24 protein-coding genes are annotated in these 25,530 nt (G+C 71.2%); 9 read left to right on the top strand and 15 right to left on the bottom strand.

Features of this window, described 5'->3' with window-relative positions; genetic code table 11:
- Positions 1-27 precede the first annotated feature (27 nt).
- Positions 28-597, bottom strand: a complete 570-nt coding sequence (locus H284_RS0102535) for a TetR/AcrR family transcriptional regulator (protein ID WP_018190610.1) — start codon at positions 595-597, stop codon at positions 28-30.
- 99 nt (positions 598-696) lie between these two features.
- Here H284_RS0102535 and H284_RS0102530 point away from each other — a divergent pair, with 99 nt between their 5' ends.
- On the top strand, positions 697-1,533 hold the full coding sequence (locus H284_RS0102530; protein ID WP_018190611.1) for an alpha/beta fold hydrolase: 837 nt from the start codon (positions 697-699) through the stop codon (positions 1,531-1,533).
- Between the two features lie 71 nt (positions 1,534-1,604).
- Here H284_RS0102530 and H284_RS0102525 read toward each other — a convergent pair whose 3' ends face one another.
- The 3 genes from H284_RS0102525 to H284_RS0102515 all read right to left on the bottom strand — a co-directional run bounded on the left by H284_RS0102525 (position 1,605) and on the right by H284_RS0102515 (position 5,944).
- A complete protein-coding gene (locus H284_RS0102525) occupies positions 1,605-2,417 on the bottom strand; it encodes a hypothetical protein (protein ID WP_020075034.1) in 813 nt (270 codons plus the stop codon).
- Positions 2,414-4,990: a DUF4062 domain-containing protein gene (locus tag H284_RS20475; RefSeq protein ID WP_020075033.1), complete on the bottom strand. Its 2,577-nt coding sequence runs from the start codon at positions 4,988-4,990 to the stop codon at positions 2,414-2,416. The genes H284_RS0102525 and H284_RS20475 overlap by 4 nt, the downstream gene beginning before the upstream one ends.
- 69 nt (positions 4,991-5,059) lie before the next feature.
- A complete protein-coding gene (locus H284_RS0102515) occupies positions 5,060-5,944 on the bottom strand; it encodes a helix-turn-helix domain-containing protein (protein WP_020075032.1) in 885 nt (294 codons plus the stop codon).
- Positions 5,945-6,046: 102 nt separating this feature from the next.
- On the opposite strand from H284_RS0102515, the gene H284_RS0102510 reads away from it, so the two are divergent.
- Together H284_RS0102510 and H284_RS0102505 are read left to right on the top strand one after the other, a co-directional pair.
- The gene (locus tag H284_RS0102510) at positions 6,047-6,925 is read left to right on the top strand and encodes an oxidoreductase (protein WP_020075031.1); all 879 of its coding nucleotides are present in this window, start codon (positions 6,047-6,049) and stop codon (positions 6,923-6,925) included.
- A gap of 125 nt (positions 6,926-7,050) precedes the next feature.
- A complete protein-coding gene (locus H284_RS0102505) occupies positions 7,051-8,451 on the top strand; it encodes an MFS transporter (protein ID WP_020075030.1) in 1,401 nt (466 codons plus the stop codon).
- A 178-nt stretch (positions 8,452-8,629) separates the two neighbouring features.
- On the opposite strand, the gene H284_RS0102500 is transcribed toward H284_RS0102505, so the two are convergent.
- From H284_RS0102500 to H284_RS0102485, 4 genes are all read right to left on the bottom strand, one after another.
- Positions 8,630-9,433, bottom strand: coding sequence for an alpha/beta fold hydrolase (locus H284_RS0102500; protein ID WP_020075029.1), 804 nt, complete (start codon positions 9,431-9,433; stop codon positions 8,630-8,632).
- A 22-nt stretch (positions 9,434-9,455) separates the two neighbouring features.
- On the bottom strand, positions 9,456-11,408 hold the full coding sequence (locus H284_RS0102495) for an MSCRAMM family protein (protein WP_020075028.1): 1,953 nt from the start codon (positions 11,406-11,408) through the stop codon (positions 9,456-9,458).
- A 66-nt stretch (positions 11,409-11,474) separates the two neighbouring features.
- Entirely contained in the window at positions 11,475-11,672 is a 198-nt protein-coding gene (locus H284_RS0102490) for a hypothetical protein (protein ID WP_018190618.1), read from the bottom strand.
- A gap of 53 nt (positions 11,673-11,725) precedes the next feature.
- Entirely contained in the window at positions 11,726-13,399 is a 1,674-nt protein-coding gene (locus H284_RS0102485) for an HAD family acid phosphatase (protein ID WP_020075027.1), read from the bottom strand.
- 180 nt (positions 13,400-13,579) lie between these two features.
- On the opposite strand from H284_RS0102485, the gene H284_RS0102480 reads away from it, so the two are divergent.
- Both H284_RS0102480 and sufU read left to right on the top strand, forming a co-directional pair.
- The gene (locus tag H284_RS0102480; protein WP_020075026.1) at positions 13,580-14,869 is read left to right on the top strand and encodes a SufS family cysteine desulfurase; all 1,290 of its coding nucleotides are present in this window, start codon (positions 13,580-13,582) and stop codon (positions 14,867-14,869) included.
- Positions 14,866-15,303 carry a Fe-S cluster assembly sulfur transfer protein SufU gene (sufU, locus tag H284_RS0102475; protein WP_018190621.1) on the top strand — a complete coding sequence of 146 codons (438 nt, stop codon included), beginning with the start codon at positions 14,866-14,868 and terminating at the stop codon, positions 15,301-15,303. The genes H284_RS0102480 and sufU overlap by 4 nt, the downstream gene beginning before the upstream one ends.
- Positions 15,304-15,318: 15 nt before the next feature.
- Here sufU and H284_RS0102470 read toward each other — a convergent pair whose 3' ends face one another.
- Both H284_RS0102470 and H284_RS0102465 read right to left on the bottom strand, forming a co-directional pair.
- Positions 15,319-15,600, bottom strand: coding sequence for a hypothetical protein (locus H284_RS0102470; RefSeq protein WP_018190622.1), 282 nt, complete (start codon positions 15,598-15,600; stop codon positions 15,319-15,321).
- A gap of 125 nt (positions 15,601-15,725) precedes the next feature.
- Positions 15,726-16,235 (bottom strand): MarR family winged helix-turn-helix transcriptional regulator, encoded by a 510-nt coding sequence (locus tag H284_RS0102465; RefSeq protein WP_020075025.1) that lies wholly within the window; start codon positions 16,233-16,235, stop codon positions 15,726-15,728.
- A 75-nt stretch (positions 16,236-16,310) separates the two neighbouring features.
- Here H284_RS0102465 and H284_RS0102460 point away from each other — a divergent pair, with 75 nt between their 5' ends.
- Positions 16,311-17,222: an EamA family transporter gene (locus H284_RS0102460; protein ID WP_020075024.1), complete on the top strand. Its 912-nt coding sequence runs from the start codon at positions 16,311-16,313 to the stop codon at positions 17,220-17,222.
- A gap of 635 nt (positions 17,223-17,857) precedes the next feature.
- On the opposite strand, the gene H284_RS0102450 is transcribed toward H284_RS0102460, so the two are convergent.
- Positions 17,858-18,823 (bottom strand): Dyp-type peroxidase, encoded by a 966-nt coding sequence (locus H284_RS0102450; protein WP_020075022.1) that lies wholly within the window; start codon positions 18,821-18,823, stop codon positions 17,858-17,860.
- Between the two features lie 85 nt (positions 18,824-18,908).
- Here H284_RS0102450 and H284_RS0102445 point away from each other — a divergent pair, with 85 nt between their 5' ends.
- Positions 18,909-19,787 (top strand): alanyl-tRNA editing protein, encoded by an 879-nt coding sequence (locus H284_RS0102445; RefSeq protein ID WP_020075021.1) that lies wholly within the window; start codon positions 18,909-18,911, stop codon positions 19,785-19,787.
- A gap of 95 nt (positions 19,788-19,882) precedes the next feature.
- On the opposite strand, the gene H284_RS0102440 is transcribed toward H284_RS0102445, so the two are convergent.
- Positions 19,883-20,662: a nuclease-related domain-containing protein gene (locus H284_RS0102440; RefSeq protein WP_231371049.1), complete on the bottom strand. Its 780-nt coding sequence runs from the start codon at positions 20,660-20,662 to the stop codon at positions 19,883-19,885.
- A 63-nt stretch (positions 20,663-20,725) separates the two neighbouring features.
- The gene (locus H284_RS0102435; protein ID WP_020075019.1) at positions 20,726-20,914 is read right to left on the bottom strand and encodes a hypothetical protein; all 189 of its coding nucleotides are present in this window, start codon (positions 20,912-20,914) and stop codon (positions 20,726-20,728) included.
- A 119-nt stretch (positions 20,915-21,033) separates the two neighbouring features.
- Between H284_RS0102435 and H284_RS0102430 the strand changes: the two genes are divergently transcribed.
- Positions 21,034-21,297, top strand: coding sequence for a hypothetical protein (locus H284_RS0102430; RefSeq protein ID WP_018190629.1), 264 nt, complete (start codon positions 21,034-21,036; stop codon positions 21,295-21,297).
- A gap of 13 nt (positions 21,298-21,310) precedes the next feature.
- On the opposite strand, the gene H284_RS0102425 is transcribed toward H284_RS0102430, so the two are convergent.
- On the bottom strand, positions 21,311-22,687 hold the full coding sequence (locus H284_RS0102425; RefSeq protein WP_020075017.1) for a cryptochrome/photolyase family protein: 1,377 nt from the start codon (positions 22,685-22,687) through the stop codon (positions 21,311-21,313).
- Positions 22,684-23,322 (bottom strand): MBL fold metallo-hydrolase, encoded by a 639-nt coding sequence (locus H284_RS0102420; protein WP_020075016.1) that lies wholly within the window; start codon positions 23,320-23,322, stop codon positions 22,684-22,686. Before H284_RS0102420 ends, H284_RS0102425 begins: the two co-directional genes overlap by 4 nt.
- 86 nt (positions 23,323-23,408) lie before the next feature.
- Here H284_RS0102420 and H284_RS0102415 point away from each other — a divergent pair, with 86 nt between their 5' ends.
- Entirely contained in the window at positions 23,409-25,502 is a 2,094-nt protein-coding gene (locus H284_RS0102415; protein ID WP_020075015.1) for a copper-translocating P-type ATPase, read from the top strand.
- Positions 25,503-25,530 lie beyond the last annotated feature (28 nt).

Here is a 25,530-nt window from a genome sequence, read left to right as displayed (position 1 = left end):
GCTCCGGCCGGGAGGCAGGGAAGGCGGTCAGGCCGTGGGGGCTGGGAGCGCCGCGCGGATGAGGACCTGGGCGGCCGCGCGCGCGTCGGCCGCGGCGTCGGGCGTCCCGGCGATCGCGGCCGTGGTCTGCGCGCCCTCGGCGAGGATCGCCAGCTGCGGCGCGAGCGAGGGCGACGCCCCCGCCTCGGCGGCGAGCTCGGCGACGAACGTCTGGAACGACTCCTTGTGCCGCCGGGCGGCCTCCGCCACGCGCGGGTCGGCCGCGCCGAGCTCGCCGAACGCGTTGATGAAGCCGCACCCGCGGAAGGTGTCCTCGATGAACCAGTCCGCCAGGTAGTCGTAGATCGCGAGCAGGCGCGCCTCGGCGCCGTCGACGGTCGCGACCCTCGCGGCGACGCCGTCGGTCCAGAGATCGTGACGCTTCGCGAGCACCGCGAGCACGAGGTCGTCCTTCGAGGGGAACAGCTGGTACAGCCGTCGCAGCGACACGCCCGCCGCATCCCGTACCTGATCCATGCCGACGGCGTGGAAACCGCGCGCGTAGTAGAGCGCGTCGGCAGCGTCCACGATCCGGGTCCACATCTCTTCATCCGCCATTCTCCGATTGTAGCTTGACTGAGAACGATAGTTCTCGCTAGAGTCGGATCACCGGCGAGAACGATCGTTCTCGCCCAGTCGAAGAAAGGATGCGACACGATGTCGTACATCACCGTCGGGACCGAGAACAGCACTCCCATCGAGCTCTTCTACGAAGACCACGGCTCCGGCCAGCCGGTCGTGCTGATCCACGGATTCCCGCTCGACGGCCACTCGTGGGAGAAGCAGACAGCCGCACTGCTCGACGCCGGCTACCGCGTGATCACGTACGACCGCCGCGGATTCGGCCGCTCCAGCCAGGCCACTACCGGCTACGACTACGACACGTTCGCCGCCGACCTCAAGGTCGTGCTCGACACCCTCGACCTGCGGGACGCGGTGCTCGTCGGCTTCTCGATGGGCACCGGCGAGGTCGGCCGCTACCTCGGGCTCTACGGCTCCGAGCGCGTCGCCAAGGTCGCCTTCCTCGCCTCTCTCGAGCCGTACCTGCTCAAGACCGACGACAACCCCGACGGCGCCGCGCCGCGCGAGTTCTTCGAGGGCATCGTGGATGCGGTGAAGGCCGACCGCTACGCGTACTTCACGCAGTTCTACAAGGACTTCTACAACCTCGACGAGAACCTCGGCACCCGCATCAGCGAGGAGGCCGTGCGCAACAGCTGGAACGTCGCCGCCGGCAGCGGGGCGGTGGCTTCGGCCGCGGCTCCGCTCACCTGGTTCACCGACTTCCGTGCCGACATCGCGAAGATCGACGTCCCTGCGCTCATCCTCCACGGCACCGCCGACAACATCCTCCCGATCGACGCGACCGCCCGTCCCTTCCACAAGCTCCTGCCGCAGGCGGACTACGTGGAGGTCGAGGGTGCGCCGCACGGCCTGCTGTGGACCCACGCGGCCGAGGTCACCGAGGCGCTCCTGACCTTCCTCCGGAAGTAACCCGCCCCACGGGCCAGGAGTGGCGCGGCGCGGACCTCGGGCGGTCCGCGCCGCGCTTCGTCGTGCGTGCGTCAGGTGCGCAGCCGCCTGCGCTCCGCCCACACGTAGAGCGCCGCGTAGACGACGAACGAACCGACGAGTCCCCAGACGAGCAGAGCGGCGGACGGCCGAGACCACAGCAGCTCGCCGCCGCGGAGCAGGAGGGCGAGCAGCATCAGCGCGAGCGCCACCAGCTGCGCCTGGAAGATCTGCCGGAACGCGCTCCACCGGGAGTCGCCCAGCATCCACAGATTGACCATGCCGGGCAGGGTCAGGATGGCACCGCACACCCGCGCCGTGAGCGGCGTCAGCGGCCAGGCCCAGATCGAGATGGCCAGCTGCGGAGCCACGAACAGCACCAGCCCGACGACCAGCGAGCAGAGCCCGATGAGGGCGAGCAGGATGCGCACCCAGCCGGGCAGGACGGCATCCTGCCGGTCGACCGCGCCGGAGTCCTCCCCGCGGTTCACGATCATCGCGGCCAGCACCAGGAACGGCGTGGTCACGTACAGCGTCACCCAGACGATGAACGACAGGTGCCCGAAATGGAAGCGGTCCCAGTGCAGGAACGTCGCGACCGCGAGCAGGGTGGCGAACAGCAGGACGGCGGGGAAGCCGTGGCGGACGGCGTGCCAGCGGTTCGGCCGAACCACGTGGACGAAGAACACGATGCCTCCCGCATAGGCGCTGCCCAGCAGCATCGCGGTGATCGGCGGGCGGATGGTCCAGGCGAACAGCCGGTCGGTGGTGTCGGCCAGCGGATAGAGCAGCACGAAGGCGGCGACCAGGAACGGGATGATGATCGCGCCGACGACGCGCGTGTACGGGTGCACGCGGTCGCTCATGCGTCGTGTCCCTCCGCCTCGGCGACGGCGCGATCGGCGGGCAGGGACCGGCCCTCCCCGATGGCGGACTCGAAGGCGACGGCATCTGCGGGGGAGGCGGCAGCCAGCATCCGGTCGACGAACAGCTGATGGAAGGAGAACACGGGCACGTTGTACAGCCCGGTGCGCTCCCGCAGCGAACGCGACGCCCCGAGCAGGCGGCCGGCCCGGCGGACGTCACCGGAGAGCGCGGCGACCGCGACCATCCCCTCCAGACCGTAGGCGATGCCCTCGACGTGGCCCAGCCTGGTGGAGAGCGCCAGGCAGGCAGAGAAGTCGGATGTCGCCCCGGCCGCATCGCCGAGGAGCAGCCGAGCCCAGCCGCGGTGGTGCTGGGCGATCGTCACGCCCAGCTCGTCGCCGTTGTCGTGGGCGAGTGCCAGGCTCTCCTCGAAGTGCCCAAGGGCCGCATCCACGCGTTCGCGCAGCAGGGCGACCCTCCCGAGCATGACGAGCGCCATCGCCTGGCCCCAGCGGTCGCCGCGGACGCGGAAGAGCCGCAGGCTGGTGTCCATCGCGTCGTCCGCGGCGGACGGATCCGGTTGCGGCGAGGCGAGCACGGCCAGTGCGAACGAGATGAGGGCGAGCGCTTCGCCGTCCGGGTCGTCGGAACGCCCGAAGAGCTCGGCGCTCTCGGTGAGGCCCGCGGCGACGGTGCCGCCCGGATCCTGCCAGAACGTGATCGCCTGGGTGAAGTAGAGGGCGATGGCGCGCGTGCGGTCGTCCAGCGGTTCGTCGGCGGCGAGGACCTCGTCCATCCATCCGCGCACCTCGCCGAGCAGGCCCGCGACCCACCAGTACACGTAGAGGGCCCAGGCCAGATGCGCGGCCCGTGACCAGTCCCTCCGGTCGAGGAGGTGCCGGACGGCGGCACGGAGGTTGCCGGTGTCGGCGCCCAGCCGCACCACCCAGTCGTGCTGCGCGGCGCCTTCGAGCCCCGCGTCGGCCCGGTCGGCGAGCGCGAGGAAGAAGGCGGCGTGCGCGTCGCGGACGGCGGGGAGCGTGCCCTCCCGCTCCAGCTGCTCGATCCCGTACTCGCGCACGACGGCGAGCAGGGAGAAGCGCGCGGCGGCGGTGTCCTCGTGCTGGCTCACCAGGCTGTTGTCGACGAGGACGGCCAGGGCGGAGAGCACGTCGGGTGCCTCGCCGTCGGCGGCCACCGCCCCGGCGACGGACTCCGCCGCCTCCAACGAGAAGCTGCCCGCGAAGACGCCGAGCTGGGCGAGGAGGGCGCGCTCGGGCGGGTCGAGGAGCTGGGCGCTCCAGTCGATCGTGGCGCGGAGGGTCCGCTGGCGCTCCGGGAGGTCGCGGGCGCCTCCGACGAGCAACGGGAGGCGGTGGTCGAGCCGCCGCGCGAGTTCGGACGGCGGCAGCACCCGCACGCGCGCCGCGGCGAGTTCGAGCGCCAGAGGGACGCCGTCCAGTGCCGTGCAGACACGGCCGACGTCGCCACGGTTCGACGACGTGAGCTCGAAATCCGGCCGGACGGCGTGGGCGCGTTCCACGAACAGCGACATCGCCTCGTCAGGCGGGAGGGGCTCGAGCTCGTACCGCCGCTCGCCGCCGACGCGGAGCAGCGACCGGCTGGTGACGATCGCCGACACGCCGGGCGCGGCAGCCAGCAGCGAGGTGATGACCGGTGCCGCGGGGAGCGCCTGCTCGAAGTTGTCGAGCACGAGCAGCACGCGGCGATCGCGCAGCGCGGTGGTGACCTTGTCCGCGAGCGGTGCGTCGCCGGTGTCGCGGACCCCGAGAGCCTGCGCGAGCGCGCCGACCACACCGGCGGCATCGTGCGCGGGGGAGATGTCGACGAACACCGCGCCGTCCGGGAAGCGGTCGCCCGGGTCGGAGGCGGTCGCTATGGCCAGCCGGCTCTTGCCCATCCCGCCGGGACCCGTGATCGTGACCAGCCGGGCGCCGCCGCCGAGCATCGCGCGGACCGCCTCGACGTCGGCCTCGCGCCCGATCAGGCGGGTCAGCGGCGACGGAAGGGCCGGCGTCGTGACGGGCGCGGTCGAGGCGACGGGATGCGGCGGCGAGGTCGCGAGCCTGCTCAGCTCGAAACGTTCGGCGAGGAGGGTGGCGAGGTCCGCCTCCAGCAGCACCTGCAGCTCCTGGGCCGACTCGACGTACTTGAAGGAGGCGCGGTCGTCGGCACGGATGCGGTCGAGCAGCTCGGTCAGCCGCGCCTCGCGGGCGGGGGCCGGATCCTTGATGTAGATCAGGCGCGGCAGCTGCGGCGGGCACAGGTTGTACTCGTCCTCCAGGCCCGAGACCTGTTCGTCCGGCGCGACCCAGCCGTACCGCTCCCAGTAGAGCCCGACGAACACGTCGCTCTGGTCGAGGTAGGCGCGGTACAGCTCCCGCGGGGGATGCGGCCGGGCGCCGAGCTCGAACATGACCGGAGCGAGATGCAGGCGCTCGATGGCGGCTCGCGCGGCCCGGCGTTCCGGGGCGAGCTCTTTGAGGGTCGAACTGACGAAGACGCGCAGCCGCTGGTCCGGCGTGCGGATCACCCGCGGGACGCCGTTCATGCACGCATTCTGTTGCACGCACCCCGGGGTGCACCAGAGGTCTGTGCGGACGGCCCCGACAGGTCGGACTCAGCGCGAGCGGTGGGACGAGCGGACGGGCGCGGGCTCCGACTGCGTGGTCGCTTCGAGGGCGGACGCCGACGCACCCAGCTCGCGCAGCGCTGCGGCGGACGCCGAGCCCGCCTCGGCGTGATAGATCACCAGCAGCTGCCCGCCCGAGTCGCCGATGGGCAGCTTCTGCCGGGTGAGCTCCAGCATCCCGACCCGGGGATGGTCGAGCCGGGCGGCGCCACCGCCGAGCCCCCGCACATCGTGCCGCGCCCAGAGCTTGCGGAAGTGCTCGCTGCCCAGCGAGAGCTCGCCGACGAGCTGGGCGATGCGCGGGTCGTCGACGTCGCTGCCGATCGAGGCGCGGAACGACGCGATCAGCCCGGCGGTCGCCTGCTCCCAGTCCGGATACAGCGCCCGCTCGTCCTCGTCGAGGAAGAGGGAGCGCAGGCGGTTCTCGCCCGGGCGGATGCTGGGGGAGAGGGCGGTCGCGAGCGGGTTCGCGGCCAGCACGTCGAACATGCGGTCCTCCACGAACGCGGGAAGCTCGATCACCTCCAGCAACTGGAGGATGCCCTTCGGCACCGTGCGACGAGCAGGGCGGCGGACGCGCGCGGGCTGCGGCTCGCCGAGACTCAGGAGGTACTCGGTGGCCGCCGCGTCGAGCGCGAAGACGCGCGCGAGCGCGGTCAGCACCTGCGCGGACGGGTGGCGGTCGCGGCCCTGCTCGAGCCGCAGGTAGTAGTCGGCGCTGATACCGGCGAGCGTCGCGACCTCCTCGCGGCGGAGCCCGGGTGTGCGTCGGACACCCGTGACCCGGAGGCCGACGGACGCCGGATCGACGAGCTCGCGCCGGGCGCGGAGATACTCGCCGAGGGAGTTCGGTTCGGAGCGGGAGGTGGCCACAGCGCGAGTCTAGGAGCGCGCGGTGAGCGCATCCAGGTCCTCCCATCCCCAGGATCGTCGCGGTACTGCCTGGCGCGCGGGCGAGGCCGGAGAGTGGATGCCATGACAGACATCGACGCTACTCGCGCCGCCCTCCCCGGCGGCAGCTATCGCACCGGCTACCTCGACCTCACCCGCTTCGGATACGGCGCCATGCAGCTCGCCGGTCCGGGTGTCTTCGGCCCGCCGGCCGACCGCGACGGGGCCATCGCGGTGCTCCGAGCCGCAGTGGAGGCGGGCATCACCCACATCGACACGGCCGAGTTCTACGGCCCGCACGTGACCAACGAGCTCATCCGCGAGGCGCTCGCGCCGTATCCCGACACGCTCCACATCGTCACGAAGGTCGGGGCGGAGCGGGATGCGGAGGGCAACTGGCCGCACGCGCGCTCACCGCAGCAGCTGCGCGACCAGGTGCACCAGAACCTGCGCTCGCTCGGGGTCGACGCGCTGGATGTGGTCAACCTGCGCGTCGGCGGCTTCGACCGCCCGGAGCCCGGCTCGATCGCCGAGCAGTTCGGCACCCTCGCCGACCTGCAGCGGGAGGGGCTCATCCGGCACCTGGGGCTGAGCACCGTCAGTGCGGAGCAACTGGCCGAGGCACAGGCCATCGCCCCGGTCGTCACCGTGCAGAACTTCTACAACATCGCCAACCGGGAGGACGACGCGCTGGTCGACCGGACCGCGCGCGAGGGGATCGCGTACGTGCCGTACTTCCCGCTCGGCGGCTTCACGCCGCTGCAGTCGGGCACGCTCGCGTCGGTCGCCGAGCGGCTCGGTGCGACGCCGCTCGCCGTGGCCCTGGCGTGGCTGCTTCACCGCTCGCCGAACATCCTGCTGATCCCGGGCACCTCGTCGGTGGCGCACTTGCGCGACAACATCGCGGGCGCCGGGCTCCAGCTGCCGGAGGACGCGATCGCCGAATTGGACGCGGTCGGCTGACCCCTGGGGGGATGTGCTCGCTCGATCTCACGGACCCCATTGCTTCGAATGCGAAATCGTATATCATTGGCGGATCGGAGCGCCGCTCCGGGACAACGATGTCGCAGCACTGGGAGTACACAACGATGAGCACATCCCCCTTCACGCCAACGGGCAGCATCCGCTCGCAGACGGATCGCCGCCGGGTCGTCTTCGCCACCGTCATCGGAACGACGGTCGAATGGTACGACTTCTTCATCTACGCCTCCGCGGCCGGCCTCGTCTTCGGCCAGCTGTTCTTCGCGCCGGCCGGGCCGCAGTTCGCCACGGTCCTGTCGTTCCTGACGGTCGGCGTGAGCTTCCTGTTCCGTCCGCTGGGGGCATTCCTCGCCGGACACTTCGGCGACCGCTACGGGCGGCGCCAGGTGCTCGTCGTCACGCTGATCCTGATGGGACTCGCCACCGCCCTCGTCGGCCTGCTGCCGACGTACGAGGCGATCGGCATCGCGGCGCCCATCCTCCTGGTCCTGCTTCGTGTGCTCCAGGGCATCTCGGCCGGCGGCGAGTGGGGCGGCGCCGTGCTCATGGCGGTCGAGCACGCGCCGACCGCGCGGCGCGGGCTGTTCGGGGCTTCGCCCCAGATCGGCGTTCCCCTCGGCCTGCTGCTCGCCTCTGGCGCGATGGCCCTGATGACGGTCATCGCCCCCGGCGACGCCTTCCTCGCCTGGGGCTGGCGGGTGCCGTTCCTGTTCTCCGTGGTGCTCATCGCGATCGGATACTGGGTGCGACGTCGCGTCGAGGAGAGCCCGGTCTTCACCGAGATCGCGGAGCGGCGCCAGCGCACCCGCATGCCGATCGTGCAGGTGTTCCGCAAGCACGCGCTGCTCGTGATCGTCGCCGCCCTGGTCTTCGCCGGCAACAATGCGGTGGGCTACATGACGACCGGGGGATACATCCAGAACTACGCGACCAACCCGGAGGGGCCGCTGAAGCTCGACCGCGGACCGGTGCTGTGGGCGGTCGCGGCCTCCGCCGTGACCTGGCTGGCCGCCACCTGGTTCGCAGGCTGGCTGAGCGACCGCATCGGCCGCCGCACCGCCTACATCATCGGGTGGATCCTGCAGCTGGTCGGCGTGTTCGCCCTGTTCCCGCTGGTGAATAGCGGGAATATCGGCCTGCTGTTCCTCGGCCTCGCCATCCTCACCATCGGACTCGGCTTCACGTACGGACCGCAGGCGGCGCTGTACTCGGAGCTGTTCCCGGCATCCATCCGCTTCTCGGGTGTCTCGATCTCGTACGCGATCGGCGCCATCCTCGGCGGTGCGTTCGCCCCGACCATCGCGACGGCGCTGGTGCAGGCCACCGGGAGCACCCTCTCGGTCACGTGGTACCTCGCCGGGATGACGGTGCTCGGTCTCATCGCGACCCTGCTGCTGCGCGACCGCACGGGCATCCCGCTCGGCCCCGACCACGAGGCGGAGCAGGCGGCCAGCCCGATCCGCGGCGTCGGCCGCCGCGCCGAGGCGCCTGAGCCCGTGCGCAACTGACGCGCCACCTCGTCTCGCCCATCGGGCCTGAGATTTGCGCCAAATCTCGGTTATGTGCGTCCCAAAACCGAGATTTGCGCCAAATCGTGACGCGGGGGTGTCCCGGGAGGGCTGAGATTCGTGCCGAATGTGCGGAATGGCGCGCTGAAAGCGCACATTCGGCACGAATGTCGAGGGGTCAGCCCGCGACGAAGTGGATGAGGTGGGGCGCCACGGCCTCGCCCGACACGTCATGCGTCTGGCCCGCCACGATCGCGAACTCGCCGTCCTGGGCGGCAGCGGCCACGCCCTCCGCGCCGAAGCGCAGGAAGCCGGGGCTCTGCTCGCCCGCGAGGCTGAGCACCGGCACGCTGATCGCCTGCAGCAGGTCGTCCGGGATGCGGCTGTCGCCCATCGCGGCGTCGTCGTAGGCGAGGGTCGGCGCGAGGGCGAGCGTGCTGTCCCACCCGGGCGAGCGGCGCATCCCCTCGATCCCGGCGTCGGGCACACCGACGCGGCGGAGGAACAGTTCGACGGCGCCGGCGCGGTCGTCCGCCGCGAGCGCCGCCGCAAGTTCGCTCGTGTAGGCGGTCGCCGAGGAGAGCATCGGGTCGGGCAGGTACGGCGGCTCGTAGACGGCGACGCGCGGGATGCGGTCCGGGCCGAGGGCTGCGGTGGCGGCCAGGGCGAGGGCGCCGCCCGAGGACATGCCGAAGAGCGTCGCCGAACCGCCCGCCGCATCCACGAGCGCGGCGATGTCCTCGATCTCGCGCGCGACCGCATCCGCGCGTGCGGTCGGATCCGCGAGCCGATCCTCGCTCTCGCCGCGACCGCGGCGGTCGTAGAGGACGACCGTGAGCCGGTCGCGGAGGGCGGCGGCGATCGGGCGCATCGGCCCGGCATCCCGGAAGCACATCGCGCCGTCGACGAGAATCACGGCGGGACCTGTCCCGTCGATCTCGTATGCGATCGTGCTGCCGTCGGCGGAGGCGAGGGTGCTCATGGTGTGCAGCGTAGCCCTGTCCTCAGGAGTGCCGACGCCGGCGCGAGCCGACGAGCGAGACGAGCCCGAGCGTCAGCGCCACGACCGCAAGCAGCCCGGCCGGAACGCCCGTCGCTGCATCCGAACCGCTCTCGGCGAGCTCGACCGTCTCCGACGAGCTCGTCCCCGCCCCGGGACCCGCGGGCCCGACGCTCGTCGGCGGCGGGGTGACCGGTGCGACGAGCGCGAAGTCCTGGTCGCCGACCGCTTCGCCCGCTGCGGTGATCGTGAACGTGCGCGTCGCCGCACCCGTGACGGTGTAGCCCGCGGGAGGCGTCACCGTGAGGGTGTAGGTCCCCGCCGGCAGACCGCCGAGCGCGAAGGCTCCGTCGGCGCCCGTGGTGAACGCAGCGCTGACCGGGCCGGTCAGTTGCACCGCGGCGCCGGCCACGGGAGTGCCGCCGGCGCTCACCACACCCTCGACCGCACCCGCGCGTGCGAGGGCGAAGTCCACGCCGCCGATGTCGGTGGATGCGACCGTCACGCTCTGCGACCCAGGGCCGACCACCGTCGTCCCGGGCGGGGGCGTGACGCTGATCGTGTACGAGCCCGGCGTCACGCGCGGGAGCGTGTAGCTGCCGTCGGCGCCCGTCACGACGCTCACGGTGCCGCCGCCGGCGAGCACTGCGGTGATCACCGCACCGGCCACCCCGCCTCCCGCGTCGGTGACGCGACCGGTGACGTCCGGGTTCTCCTGGAGCACCGCATCCACGCCGTCGATCGGGTCCTCACTGCCGATGGGCACGGCGAACGGCGGAGGCGGCACGGCCAGCGTGTACCCGGCCGGGACCGTCACGGTCGCCGTGTGCGGACCGGTCGGCACCTCCTCGAACCGGTACACGCCGTCGGGGCCGGTGGTGGTCGTCTCGCCGGTGTCGAGCTGCACGGTGACTCCGGCGATCGGATCTCCGGCCGTGTCGCGCACGGTGCCGCTGACGCCGACCGGGATGATCACGTGGATGCCGAAGTCGGCCACCGCATCCTGTGTCGACAGGTCGGCGGGCAGGGTGACCGCGCCGTCGGCGATCGACCCGGCGGGCGGGGTGACCGAGACCGTGTAGCCCGCACTCGCCTGCACGCCCGTGAAGGCATACGTGCCATCGGCGAGCGGCGTCGTGGTTGCGACCACCTCGCCGTCCGCGTCGCGGAGGGTGAGCACGGTGCCGGTGATCGACCCCGTGGAGGCGGTGACGGTTCCGGTGATGTCGCGCGTCAGTGCCGTGAACCAGGTCTGGAACACCGGGAATCCGGAGCGCTGTCGGTACACGAAGGTGAGAGCGCTGATCGGCGCGCTCGGCTCGAACCACGCGGCGGCACCACTGGTGTCGATCGCGGCTGCGTTGCCGGTCAGAGTCGTCGTCGCGGTGTCCCAGACGGGCACGTCGGTGGCCGACCCGGTGCAGGACGGCTTGCCGGCGAGTCCGGGAGCGCAGTAGTTGAAGCCGCCGCGGAAGCCCAGCTGCGCGGCCGCCAGCGCGATCCCATCCGGCCCGATCGCGTGTACCTGGACGGCGTCGGCGTCGATGTCACCCAGCACGAAGGCCCAACCGCTGGTCGGCGTCGCTGCCGCGAACGCGTAGGTCGTCGTGGATGGCGCGGTCGGGGTGTCCGCCTTAGGCCGCAGGTTCAGGTACGGCTGGTTCTGGCTGGAGCCGTACTTCTGGCCGACCGGGGTGCCGGCGGCGAGCCAGGTGCTGGTTCCGGAGATCACGCCGATCTGCCCGCTCCGGGAGTCGGTGCTGACGGTCGCGCTGAGGCGCGGGGTGTTCGCGACCTGCATCGTGTACGACCCCGGTCCGGTCGTGGACCAGGACGCCCACTGGGCGGCAGTGGCCGCGGAGGCGGGGGAGGTCAGGAGGACCGACGCGGCGACGAGGCCGGCGGCCACGGTGCCGGCGAGGGCGGATCGGGCGGTGGTGCGCGTCGGACGGCTCACCCGGCGAGGCTAGCCGTTGGCCTCAGGCCGCGTCTAGCACCAGCGGAGCAGGCGCCGACGAGGACCTCAGCGCCCTTGCCGCCGCCTCACGCCGAATCCGATCAGCACCGCGCCGCCGATCGCCACGAGCACACCGGCGCCGCGCACGAGCCACTGCGTCTCTCCGGCCAGCGCATCCACCAGCAGCGGACCCGCGAGCCCGATGACGACGAGTGCGACTCCCAGGATGAAGAACCAGGGGGAACCGTTCGTCCGCTCGACCATGCTTCGAGCCTATCCGGGCGGGATGGTTCGGTCACGGCCGAGCGGACGGCGGGTTACGGCAGGTAGTACGTCGGGTTCGGCAGCTTCACGGTCCGGTCGGCGTAACCGCCGATCAGGTCGCTGAACTGGTCGCCGAAGTTGGCGACGATGTCATAGCGGCCGCCGGAGGGCGACTCGATGTGCGCCCGCGTCTGCGACTTGTACTCGATGGTCGTGCACTTGGCCGTCGCGCACGTGATGTACGACGGCTGCTGCGAGGCGCCGACGCCCGTCCACTTCGTGTAGAAGTTCTGCGCGGTGAAGCCGGTGTAGCCGACCTTCGCGAGGTTGCCGAGCGTCGCCGCCTTCTGGTCGTCGTTGCGCCCGGTGAGGCCGATCAGCGTGCAGCCGGCCTTCTGGGCGACGGCCGCCAGGGTCGTCATGTGCGGCGTGGCCGGGAAGCGCTGCTGCTGCACCCACACATCCTGCTCGGCCGGGTTGAACTGGAAGTGCATGTCCGCGACCTCCATGTCGTATGTCCAGAGCGTGGTGTCGTCCGTGTCGAGCACGATCGCCGGGTTCTTGTGCAGTTTCTTCTCGACGAAGCAGGTCGCGGCCAGCACCGGCGCCTGGCGGAGCACGATGGAGCGGAGCTCACGGATGTAGGGCGAGTCGGTCTTGTTCGCGATGCCCGTGCCCGGGTCGCCGTAGTAGGTGGCGATGCTCTTCTTGACGGAGTCGATGTTCGGGATGCCCTCGCCGCCCTCGGTGGCTCCGCTCGACCCGTCAGGTGCCATGGTGAAGTGGGTGCGCGGGGCGAGCTGCGGCTCGGAGACGCCGGGCAGGTCCGGAGACGGCAGGTAGTAGGTCGGGTTGGGGAGTTTGAGCGCCTCTTCCGCGTAGCCGCCCTGAAGGTCCGACCACTGGTCTCCGACGTTGAGTGTGATCGTGTAGCCGAGGTCCTGGATGTGCTTCCGCGTCAGCGCCTTGTACTCGACGGTCGTGCAGCTGGCCGCCGCGCACGTGATGTACGAGGGCTGCTGGGAGGCGCCGGTGCCCGTCCACTTCGTGTAGAAGCGGTCGGAGGTGAACGCGGTGTAGCCGACCTTGTCGAGGTTGCCCAGGGTGGCGGCCTTCTGGTTGTCGTTTCGCCCGGTCAGCCCGAACACCGTGTACCCGAGCGCGGCGGCCTGGTTCACGAAGTCGACCATTCCGGGAGTGGCGGGGAAGCGCTGGCCCTGGACCCACACATCCTGCTCGGCCGGGTTGAACTGGAAGTGCATGTCCGCGACCTCCATGTCGTACGTCCAGAGCGTCGTGTCGTCCGCGTCGAAGACGATCGCGGGCTTCTGGCCCTGCTGCACGGCGCGGTCGTACTCGGCCTTGAGCTCCGCCTTCTCGCGGGCGAGGATGCCGCCGAGCTCGCGGATGTACGGCGAGTCGGTCTTGTTCGCGATGCCGGTGCCGGGGTCGCCGTAGTAGGTGGCGATCGTCTTCTTGTCGGAGTCGATGTTCGGGATGCCTTCGCCGCCCTGGGTCGCTCCGCTCGAGCCGTCGGGCGCCATGGTGAACGAGGTGCGCGGCGTGAGAGCCGTGTCGCCGTGGCCGTGCCCATTTCCGGGCCCCGGATCCCAGGCGAGCGCTGCGGGGGCGTCCGCCAGGCCGACGCCGAGCGCGAGGACGAGAGCGCTCGCAGCGCCGACGAACACGCGGCGGAACCGGGAGGGGGAGTGGAGGGAGTCGGACATGATCGCACCTTCGCCATCGGGCGGCCGTCGTGTGGCCTGGATGTCTGCCCCCGTTCGGGGGCCGGGAGCAGCCTAGCGAAGGGTCGACGCGAGCGGAAGCGAAGGGACGTCGCCGGCGGTCGCGAACCGAACGACACACTCAGCGGGATTGAAGTCGGCGCCGGTAACGTTGACGCCCGTATGAGCACCGACACTCTCGACACGGCCGCCCTCCGTGCGGACTTCCCGATCCTCTCGCGAGAGGTGAACGGGCACCCCTTCGTCTACCTCGACTCCGGCGCCACGTCGCAGAAGCCGCGCCAGGTGCTCGACGCCGAACGCGAGTTCGCCGAGCGCTTCACCTCTGCCGTGCACCGCGGGGCGCACACGGTGGCGGGCGAGGCGACCGAGCTGTTCGAGGACGCCAGGGCGCGCGTCGCCGGCTTCGTCGGCGCACGGCCGGAGGAACTGGTCTGGACCTCCAACGCGACCGAGGGCATCAACCTGCTGGCGTACGGGATGTCGAACGCCTCGCTCGGACGCGGTGGCGCGGCGGCCGAGCGCTTCCGTCTCGGCCCCGGCGACGAGCTCGTCGTGACGGAGGCGGAGCACCACGCCAACCTCATTCCCTGGCAGGAGCTCGCCGCGCGCACCGGCGCGACCCTGCGCGTGATCGGCCTGACCGACGACGGGATGCTGCGGCTCGATCAGGCGGCCGAGATCATCGGCCCGCGCACGCGGGTCGTCGCGTTCGCGCACGTCTCCAACGTGCTCGGCGGCATCAACCCCGTCGCCGAGCTCGTCGCGCTGGCCCACGAACACGGCGCGCTCGTCGTGCTGGACGCCTGCCAGTCCGTCCCGCATCTGGCTGTCGACCTGCCCGCTCTGGACGTCGACTTCGCCGTGTTCTCGGGCCACAAGATGCTCGGTCCGACCGGCGTCGGCGCCCTCTACGGCCGCAGCGAGCTGCTGAACGCCCTCCCGCCCTTCCTCACCGGCGGTTCCATGATCACGCAGGTGACGCTGGAGGGCGCCGAGTACCTCCCGGCACCGCAGCGGTTCGAGGCCGGGACCCAGCGCGTGTCGCAGGCCGTCGCCCTCGCCGCCGCCGTCGACTACCTCGATGCGGTCGGGATGCCCGCGATCGAAGCGCACGAGGAGGCGCTGGGGGAGCGGCTGCTCGCGCGCCTCGACGAGGTCGAGGGCGTGCGCGTGCTCGGCCCGGGTGCCGGTGTGCCGCGGGTCGGCCTCGCGAGCGTCGTGGTGGATGGCATCCACGCGCACGACGTCGGCCAGTTCCTCGACGACCGCGGCATCGCGGTGCGGGTCGGCCACCACTGCGCGCAGCCCGTGCACCGCCGGTTCGGCGCGACCGCCAGCACGCGAATCAGCACTTATCTCTACAACACCGCCGACGAGGTGGATGCGGCCGTCGAGGCGATCGCGGACGCCCGCGTCTTCTTCGGCGTCACGAGCGGAGGAGTCCGATGAGCGACCTGCAGAACCTGTACCAGCAGGTCATCCTCGATCACGCCCGCGAGAAGCACGGCTACGGGATCGCGGGCGACGAGGCCGCGACCTCGCACCAGTTCAACCCCACCTGCGGCGACGAGGTGACCGTCGGCGTGCGCACTGCGGCCGACGGGCGCATCCTCTCGATCGGCTGGGAGGGGCACGGCTGCTCGATCTCGACGGCCTCCGCGTCGCTGCTGAGCGACCTGGTCGAGGAGGTGGACCGCGAGCGGCTGTCCGCATCCATCGCCGCCTTCCGCGAGCTCATGCACTCGAAGGGCGCACTGGAGGGCGACGAGGAACTGCTCGGCGACGCGGTCGCCCTCGCCGGCGTCTCCAAGTACGTCACGCGGGTGAAGTGCGCGATGCTGCCGTGGGTGGCCCTCGAGGACGCGCTGCTCAAGTCCGCCTGATCGGAGCGGTCGCCGTCACGGCACCGGTGCCAGGTCCACCTCGTCGGCGATCGCCTCCAGCGCTGACGGCAGCGACGGGAACGTCGTGCCGTAGACGAGCCCCGAGGGACCTGCGGCCGTCCACGCCTGGGCGCCCCGCGTGACGCGTCCCACGAGGTAGCGGCGATGGCCGCCCAGCACCTGCCGCTGCGCGAGCGGCAGGGTGAGCGGGAAGGCGTACACGTCGCCCTGCGGGCTGACGACCAGCTCCCAGCGGGCCCGTCCCGGACTGAACTTGCTCGTGAAGATGCGCGACATGATCGACCGTTTGTACCGCGTGGCCGCGCGCCGCCGCCATGAAGATGACGACCTGTTGCGAAAACCTGCGTCGCGTTACGCGGGAGGTGTGTCGGGGCGTCTTCCGCGGGTGCTTCCGGTACTGGTCAGGGCTCCAGCCGGGAGAGCCAGACGGTGAGGATGCGCTCGAGCTCGGCGGCATCCCGCGGGCTCAGCTCGTCGACCAGGCGGTGCTCGTTGGCGAGATGATCCGTGAACGCCGCGTCGATCGCCTCGCGTCCGCGCGGGGTGAGCGCGACGACCCGGCCGCGGCCGTCAGTCTCCGAGACGCGGCGGGTGACGAGGCCGGCACGCTCCAGCCTGTCGATGCGTTTCGTCATGCCGCCGGTCGTGATCATGGTGTGGTCGGCAAGGTCGCCGGGGGTCCGCTCGTAGGGCGCGCCCGCGCGGCGCAGGGTGGCGAGCACATCGAAGTCGCCCTCGGCGAGTCCGTGCGCCTCGTAGACGGCCACCAGCTCGTCGGTGAGCCGGGCGGCGACACGGTGCAGTCGGCCGATGATGCCCTGCGGCGACGGGTCGAGGTCGGGACGCTCACGGCGCCACTCGGCCTGGATGCGCGCGACGGCGTCGGTCTGCTCTCCGGTTTCCTGCTCCATCCCTTCACAATACCTTCCTTGGAAGCTAAAGTAGCTTCCATGGAAGATAATCGGTTCGCCGCGACCTGGCGATGGATGCTCGTCACCGCCATCGCGCCCGTCGCGTGGGGCTCCACCTACGTCGTCACGCGGGCCGTGCTGCCCGACGAGGCGCTCTGGGGAGCCGTCATCCGCGCGCTCCCGGCCGGGGTGATCCTGCTGGCGATCAGCCGACGCCGACCGCACGGCGCCTGGTGGTGGCGGTCCGCCGTGCTGGGCGTGCTGAACACCGGCGGCTTCTTCGCGCTCGTCTACGCGGTCGCACAGCGGCTGCCCTCCGGTGTGGCCTCGACGGTCATGGCGGCGTCGCCGCTCGTGATGATGGCGGCCGGACGGGTGATCCTCGGGCAGCGGCCGCGCGCGCTGGCACTCGCGGGAGGTGCCGCGGGCATCGTGGGCGTCGCGCTCATGCTGTTCGGGGGAGCGGACGCCGTCGACGGACTCGGTGTCGTCCTCGCGGTGACCGCCCTGGTCGGCTCGGCGATCGGTTATGCGCTCGCGACGCGCTGGGGATCGACCGATCTGGTCGCATCCACCGCCTGGCAGCTGCTGGCCGGCGGACTGCTCGTGCTGCCGGTCGCTGTGATCGTCGAAGGCGCGCCTCCGGCCCTGGACGACGCGGCAATCGCCGGATTCGCCTACGTCACGGTCGTGGCGACCGCGCTGGCGTTCGTCGCGTGGTTCGCGGGTCTGCGGCACCTGCCGGCCGGAACGGTCGGACTGATCGGGCTGCTCAACCCCGTCACCGGCGTGGTGCTCGGTGCAGTGGTCGCGGGGGAGGCGCTGAGCGGGCGGCAGCTGCTCGGACTCGCGATCGTGCTTTCCGGGATCGCCCTCGGCCGGCTGCCGAAGGCCGGTCAGCTGCCGAGGGACTCCAGGAAGCTGCGGGTCGGCGCGAAGAACGTCGAGCCGGTCGCCGCGGTCGAGAAGTCGAGGATGCGGTCGTAGCTGCCCTCCGGGTCGCCCACCTGCTCGGCGGCGGCGTTCGTGAATCTCATCGAGAACCCGCATCACGATCCGCCGACTCCCTCGTCGTATTCATACGACGGGATATCCCGTCCGGTCGTGGACGAAGCCCCTTCCCCTCAGCGGGTGAGGAGCAACGAGTCCACGCGTTCGACGACGAACGAGAGGGAATCCATGCGGAAAGCTCCTGCGATGAGGGCGGTTGCGCTGCTCGGCGTCTACGGAATCGGGGGCGCTGTGGTGCTCACTGCGAAAGGTGCCGTCGCCTGGTTGGGGCTGGGGACGTCGGTTTACGGCCTGAAATCCTGTGCGGGATAACCCATGGGACCGACACAGGAAGCCGCCAGAGGGAGACGTTTGCGAGTCGCGGAGACTGTTGTGGCGGCGGCCATGGGCAGCTTCCTGGCGCTCCGCGTCATCCTGTCGATGACAGGCACTCTCCCTGGGTTTCTCAACAGCCCATTGGACGCTGCGGTGTACGCCCTGTTCTCACTTCTGTGCGTCCTGATGGGCGTGGAACAGGCGAGCCGAGGTAAACCGAGGCACGCGATGGCGTGTTTCGTCGGTGCTGCAGCGTGGTTGACGTTTGCCGCGCTGATTCTGACGTGACGTTGCCCTCAGCTGCCGAGGGACTCCAGGAAGCTGCGGGTCGGCGCGAAGAACGTCGAGCCGGTCGCCGCGGTCGAGAAGTCGAGGATGCGGTCGTAGCTGCCCTCCGGGTCGCCAACGAACATCCGCTCCAGCATCCGCTCGATCACCCAGAGCGCGCGGGAGTACCCGATGAAGTAGGTGCCGAACTCGCCGTGTCCGGGGCGTCCGAACGGCATGTTGTCGCGCAGGATGTCGTGCTCGACCCCCGCCTCGTCGACGATCGTCGCGAGGGTCTTGTGCGACTTCTGGCCGTGCTCGGCGTCGTGCAGCTCGATGTTCTCGACCTTGGTGCGGCCGATCACGCCCTCCTGCGACGGCACGGGCAGCCGGTTCCAGGCGCCCAGGTCGTGCAGGTACTTCTGCACGACGACGTAGCTGCCGCCCGCGTGCTCCGGGTCCTCGTCGCCGACGACGGTCGCCTCCGTCATGTCGCCGCCCGCCGGGTTGGCGGTGCCGTCGACGAAGCCGAGCAGGTCGCGGGCGTCGAAGTAGCGGAACCCGACCACCTCATCCACCACCTCGACGGCGCCGGCGAGGGAGTCGAGGAGCTGACGCTCCAGCTCGAACGTGAAGTCGCTCCGCTCGGCGCGGATGTGGAACAGCAGGTCGCCCGGCGTCGAGACGGCCGTGTGGACCGATCCGGCGATCTCGCGGAAGGGGTGCAGCTCGCGCGGGAGGGGCGTGTCGGTGAGGCGCGGCCAGAGGGCGGCGCCGATGCCGACGTTGCACGAGAGCCGGGCACCGAGGTCGCGGAATCCGACCGTCTTCACCTGATCGGTGATGCCGCCGAGCACGTCCTTCACGGTGGCGAGCGCCTCCGGCGTGTCGTTGACCGTCACCACGAGGAAGACGGCGGCGCGCGACAGCGGTGCGTCGACGCTCTGCGGATCGATGGGGACGCGCTGCCAGGGCTGGTCGCCGGTGTTCGCCATGCCGCCATGCTGCCGTATCGGGGCGTCGCGTCGCCACTCGGGCGGACGCGCGGGCGTGCCGTCTGCGCCGACCTAGGCTGGAGGGATGAGCCTGCCCTCCATCGACACCGCCGTCACCTATCCCGACGGCGACCTGACCTCCACCGGAACCGTCGTCCTCGTCCAGCCTCTGCCCGACGGCCGCTCGGCGGTCGTGGTGGACCGGACCGCGTTCCATCCCGTCGACCCGGTGTGGCCGGATCAGCCCGCCGACGCCGGGACTCTGACCGTCGACGGGCGTGCCTACGAGGTGGTGGATGGGGTGGTCGGCGCGACCGACGGCACCACTCTGCACGTCGGTGACGCGCCGGTCCGCACCGGGACCGAGGGCTGGGCCTTCGTCGTGTGCCACCTGGTCGAGGACGCCGCGGGCATCGAGCCGGGAGCGGCCGTCGCCGTCAGCGTCGACCCGTCCCGACGCCGAGCCCTCTCCGCCGGGCACACCGCCTGCCATCTGGCGTCCCTCGCCCTGAACGACGCGCTCGCCGGCCTGTGGACGAAGGAGGTCGCCGTCGACGGTCGTGGCCGCCCCAACTTCGACCAGCTCGCGATCACCAGCTCGCGCATCCTCGAAGGCGGCTCGCTCGACGAGTACCGCATCGGCAAGAGCCTGCGGAAGAAGGGCTTCGCGGCCGCCGACCTCCCCGCGCAGCTGGACGAGGTGACCGCCGCGGCGAATCGCACCCTCGCCGACTGGATCGCGAGCGGCGCCGCCATCTCCATCGTGCGGGAGGGCGCTCGCCAGGGTCTCGGCGACCGGCGCCGCTGGCGGGCCGAGCTGCCGGAGGGCGTTGTCGAGATCCCGTGCGGCGGCACCCACCTGCGCTCGCTCACCGAGCTCACCGGCGCCGACATCCAGCTCGACCTCGCCGAGGCGGAGGGAGCCGTCACGCTGACGATGCGCACGACCGCGCACCTCGCCTGACCCCCGCGGCGCCTCTCACACCAACGGCTCCTGAGTTTTTCGGCCTTTCTTCGTCGAAAACGCGGAAAAACTCAGGAGCTGTCGGCGTGGGACCGTCAGTGGGGGAGGAACGGGAGGAACGGGAGGAACGGGAGGGCGACGGCGAGGAGGCCCAGGCCGGCCGCGAGTCCCCAGCCGGCGCGCACCAGCTGCGCGCTGCGCACCTCGCGCTCGATCGCGCCGAAGCGCTCCGCGGTGTCGCCCGGCGACTCGACGGCCCGCCAGCTGGCCGGGTCGTCGAACAGGCGAGCCGCCCGCGCGACGGTCTCGTCATCCAGAGCCGCCGGCCGGCGGGTGAGCCAGCGCACGAGCGACTCCGAGCGCACCACGGCGGTGCGGACCGGCTTGCGATGGAGGCGCACCTCCTTCGCCCCGACGACCACGATCACCGCGTGGACGGGCGCCTCGATCCCGGCACGCAGCAGAAGCCCGCGGACGCGCGAGGCCTCGAGGTCGGAGTTGCGCAGGTACGGCTGCTTGACGCCGTTGACCAGCACCGACCGGTCGTACACCGCCAGGCGCGCGCCGCGGTGGTGCTTGGTGTTGACGACGAACACGCCGCCCGGGCCGACGACGAGATGGTCGACGTCCGCCTCGCCGGAGCCGACCGGGACGGCGTGGAATGCGCTCCATCCCTTGGGGAGCCGTGCGAGCGTCGCGCCGACCTGACGCTCTCCGAGCGCACCGGCGAACCACGGCTGGGCGTCGGCCGGCAGCGGGTCCATCCCGAACGCGCGGGCCAGCGGTGAGCGCGGCGGAGACGCCTCCTGCAGCCGCACAACCTGCTCCATCACGGCCGTCCCGGGGGCGCGGTCGCGCATCCGCTGTGTACTCATCCGGCCACGGTATCGAGCCGGCGGGCGGTGCCCCAGTCCCCGGTCGGGGACGGATCGACGCGGCTACCCCTGCCCGGGGGTGCCGTGGGTGCGGGGGAGGTCCCTCTTGTCCGGGAGGCGTTCCTCCAGCGAGTCGTTCCGTTCCTGCACCGTCTCCAGGCGGTCGGTGTCGGTCTTGCCGAGGTCGCTGACGGCATCGGTGAGCTCGTCGGCGTCGCGGGGTGCTGCGGTGTCATCCGATCGATCGGTCATGCGGCGCACTGTACCCGCGTCGGTCGCACCGGCCCACGCCCGCCGCCCTGGCCCGCGCCCGCGCCCGGATCGGGGAGCCGGTTGACGATTCGCAGCCGGGACGGGCTAGCATGCGGCACATGAGCCGCATTGAAACCGGGATCGTCTCCTACACGCTGTCCGGCGACTACTACGCGCGCGTCGGCGCCGACTTCGACACGGAGGCGGTGGACGACGCCATCCTGGCCGAGCTCAACCGGATGCTGCCGCGCGGGGTCGTCGTCGAGCGCTCCGGACGCGTGCTCGCCGACGAGGAGGTCGCCGACGAGGCGCGCGCGATCGACTGGGAGGCGCTGCTGCGCAGCATCGATGTGGACCAGATCCTCGCCGAGCACGGGCGCTGAGCTCCCGCTCGCGTCAGCGTGAGCGCTTGACCACGTCGTAGGCGGCGAGGGCCGCGCGACGCGTCTCCGCGAGGTCGACGATCGGCTCCGGGTAGTCGGGGGTGTCCCATTCGGGAACCCAGCGGCGCACGTAGTCGCCCTGCGGGTCGAACTTCTGCCGCTGCAGCTCCGGGTTGAAGATGCGGAAGTACGGCGCCGCGTCCGCGCCGCTGCCGGCGACCCACTGCCAGTTGAAGGCGTTGTTGGCGGGGTCGGCGTCGACCAGGGTGTCCCAGAACCACTGCTCGCCGTGGCGCCAGTCGATGAGCAGGTTCTTGATCAGGAACGATGCGGTCACCATGCGCACCCGGTTGTGCATGACTCCGGTTCTCCACAGTTCGCGCATCCCCGCGTCCACCAAAGGCACGCCGGTGCGACCCTGTTCCCAGGCCCGCAGCGCAGACGGATGCAGCCGCGGCCACGGGAAGGAGTCGTACTCGCGATGGATGTTCACGGTCGCCAGATCCGGGTGCTCGAAGAGTGTGTTGTAGGCGAACTCGCGCCAGCCGATCTCCGAGAGGAAGGTCGACGCGCTCTGCGCCGTCGCGCCCTGGCGCTTCTCGATCGTCGCGTGCCACACCTGGTGGGGGCTGAGCTCTCCCCAGCGGAGCCGGGGAGAGAGCCGCGAGGTCGCGTCGACACCGGGTACGTCGCGCTCTTCGCGGTAGTCGCCCAGATCGTCGGCGAGAAAGCGCTTCAGCTGGGCTTGCGCCGCCTTCTCGCCCGGCTCCCACGTCTCGCGCAGGCCGCCGGCCCAGTCGGGATGCGTCGGAAGCAGCCCGAGTTCGTCGAGCGTCACGGTCTCGAGCGACCGGGGCAGGCTTCCGCCATGCACTCCCCGCGGCGCCGGCCCCGGCTTCCGCGGCGCAGGGGCCGCGAGACAGGCCCGCCAGAACGGCGTGTAGACCGAGAACGGGGTGTCCTGGCCGGTCCGGATCGTCCACGGCTCGAAGAGGAGGGTGGCGGCGAAGCTCGCCGCCTCGACGCCGGAGGCACGCGCCGCGGTCTTCACCGCCTCGTCGATGCGTCGCTCCGCGCCGCCGTACCGCCTGTTCCAGAAGATCGCCGATGCGTCGGTCTCCCGCAGCACCGTCTCGATGACGGTCTCGCTCCGCCCGCGCAGCAGGACGAGCCCGGCGCCCAGGCGCTCCAGCGACTCGGTCAGCGACGCCAGGCTATGATGCAACCACCACCGGCTGGCGGCGCCGGGAGCGCGGAGCTCCGGCGTCTCGTCGTCCCAGACGAAGACGCAGAGCACCGGGCTGCCCGTCTGGACGGCTGCGTGCAGGGCAGGGTTGTCCGCGACCCGCAGGTCGTCGCGGAACCAGACGACCGCGGGGCGTTCGCTCACAGGTCGAGGGAGTCGCCGGGCTCCAGCGGGTAGAAGGTGCCGCCGTTCTGCTCGGTCGCCCAGGTCAGGCGTCCGTTCGACATGTCCTTGCCGGCGCGCGAAAGCACCATCTCGTGGATGGGGAAGGCCCGCTTCGGCTTCACCGCGAGCACGTAGTCCATGGTCTCGGCGATCTTCATCCAGGGTGCGCCCGCGGGGGCAGCGAGCACATCCACCTCGACGCCCTCCGGTACCGAGAACGAGTCGCCGGCGTAGTAGAGCACGTCGTTGACGAGCACGCCGACGTTGTCGACCACCGGGATGCTCTCGTGGATGACGGCGTGGCGCCCGCCGAAGAAGCGGAGGGTGAACGGGCCGGCCTCCACTGTGTCGCCCGGGTGGACCACGGTGATGTCGAAGTCTGAGGCTGCGGCGGCCACGCCTTCCGGGCCGAAGATCTTCACGTCGGGGGAGAGGTCGAGAACGCGATTCAACTGCTCCGGGGTCCAGTGGTCGGGGTGCTCGTGGGTGATGACCACGGCGACGGCGTTCGCGGTGTCGGTGAGGGGAGAGGTGAAGCTGCCCGGGTCGACGAACAGCTTCTGTCCGTCCTGCTCGAGGAGGAGGCCGGCGTGCTCGAACTTGGTGAGTCTCATGGTTCCCAGGAAATACCGGATGGGATGCGCATGCAAGGACGACACGATTGAGGAATATACCCCTAGGGGGTACTGTTGCGGATGACATGGACGAGAAGAACGAGCACACGACGGTCCACGACGACGCCGGGCACGATCACGCTGCGCATGACCACTCCGGTCACGCGGAGCACGATCACGCGGCGCACGACCACTCCGGGCACGACCACTCCGGTCACGCGGGCCACGACCCCGCGATCTTCAAGCGCAAGTTCTGGTTGACGCTGGTCTTCACCATCCCGACCCTCGTCTTCTCGCAGGGGCTGCAGGAGATCCTCGGGCTCGACGGGCCGAGATTCCCCGGCAGCCAGTACATCCCCGCGGTCTTCGGCGTCATCATCTTCTTTTACGGCGGGCTCGTCTTCCTGCGGGGCGCCGTGGATGAGCTGAGAGCCAAGCAGCCGGGCATGATGACCCTCATCTCGCTGGCCATCGTGGTCGCGTTCGGCTACAGCGTCGCCGTGACCCTGGGCCTCCCGGGCATGGACTTCTGGTGGGAGCTCGCCACCCTCATCCTGATCATGCTGCTCGGTCACTGGATCGAGATGTCCGCTGTCATGGGCGCGCAGGACGCGCTCGGCGAGCTCGCCAAGCTCCTGCCCGACACGGCCGAGCGGGTGTCCGACATCCACGCCGAGCCCGTCTCCGTGCCGGTCTCCGAGCTGCGCGTGGGCGAGCTGGTGCGCGTGCGCCCCGGTGCGGCTGTGCCTGCCGACGGCGAGATCGTCGACGGCCGGAGCGATCTGGATGAGTCCCTCCTCACTGGGGAGTCGAAGCCGGTGACACGCGGGCCGGGGGAGCAGGTCGTCGCCGGAAGCATCTCCGGGAGCGGTTCGCTCGTCGTCCGGGTCGGTCGCACCGGCGGCGACACCGCGCTCGCCGGCATCATGAAGCTCGTCGCGGATGCGCAGGCAAGCAAGTCCGGAACCCAGGTTCTCGCAGACCGCGCGGCGGCGTGGCTGTTCTACGTCGCGCTCGCCGTCGCCACCGTCACCCTGATCGTGTGGACACTGCTCCGGCCGGGCGACCCCGCATTCATTCTCGAGCGGGTCGTGACCGTGCTGATCATCGCGTGCCCCCACGCGCTCGGCCTCGCCATCCCCCTGGTCGCCCAGATCTCCACCGCCATCGGTGCTCGCAACGGGCTGCTGATCCGCGACCGGCATGCCATGGAGGACGCCCGCCGCGTCGACGTCGTGCTGTTCGACAAGACCGGGACGCTCACCGAGGGCCGCCAGGGCGTGGCCGCGGTGGTCGCCGACGACGGCGACGCCGACGCCTTGCTGGCGCTCGCCGCGTCCGTGGAGGCGCCGGCGGAGCACCCGATCGGCGCTGCCATCGTCCGCGAGGCGCGCCGGCGCGGCCTGACGATCGCACCGGTGTCCGGGTTCGAGGCTCTGGGGGGCCGCGGAGCCGCCGCGACCGTCGACGGCGAGCGGGTCGCCGTCGGCGCGCCCCGGCTGCTGACCGAGGGCGGCCTGACCCCAGGAGATGCCGTGCGCACGGCCGCCGATCGAGCCTCCACCGAGGGGCAGACCGTCGTCTACGTTCTGCGCGGCGACCACGTCGCCGGCATGATCGCTCTCGCCGATGTCGTCCGACCGGAATCGCGGGAGGCCGTCCGGTCGCTGCGGGATCGCGGTGTCCGCGTCGCCATGCTGACCGGCGACGCGCAGGCCGTCGCCGACGCGGTCGCCGCCCAGCTGGGCATCGACGAGGTGTTCGCCGAGGTCCTGCCTGGGGACAAGTCCGGCACGGTGGCCCGCCTCCAGGCGGACGGCTCCCGCGTGGCGATGGTCGGCGACGGCGTCAACGACGCCCCGGCCCTCGCGCAGGCGGACGTCGGGATCGCGATCGGCGCCGGGACGGACGTGGCCATCGAGTCGGCCGGCGTCGTCCTCGCCTCCAGCGACCCGCGCGGCGTCGCGAAGGTGATCACACTCTCCGCCGCGACCTACCGGAAGATGCTGCAGAACCTCGCCTGGGCGACCGGCTACAACGTCATCGCCCTCCCGCTGGCGGCCGGTGTCGCGATCGGGGTCGGCATCGTGGTGTCGCCGGCGTTCGGCGCGGTGCTCATGTCGCTCTCGACGATCGTCGTCGCGATCAACGCCCAGTTGCTGCGCCGCGTCCGCCTCTGACGGCCGGCCGTCTGCTCCGACGCACCGG

Source organism: Cryocola sp. 340MFSha3.1, assembly GCF_000383315.1.
GTDB lineage: Bacteria > Actinomycetota > Actinomycetes > Actinomycetales > Microbacteriaceae > Leifsonia.
This window is presented reverse-complemented; position numbering and strand designations above follow the sequence as displayed.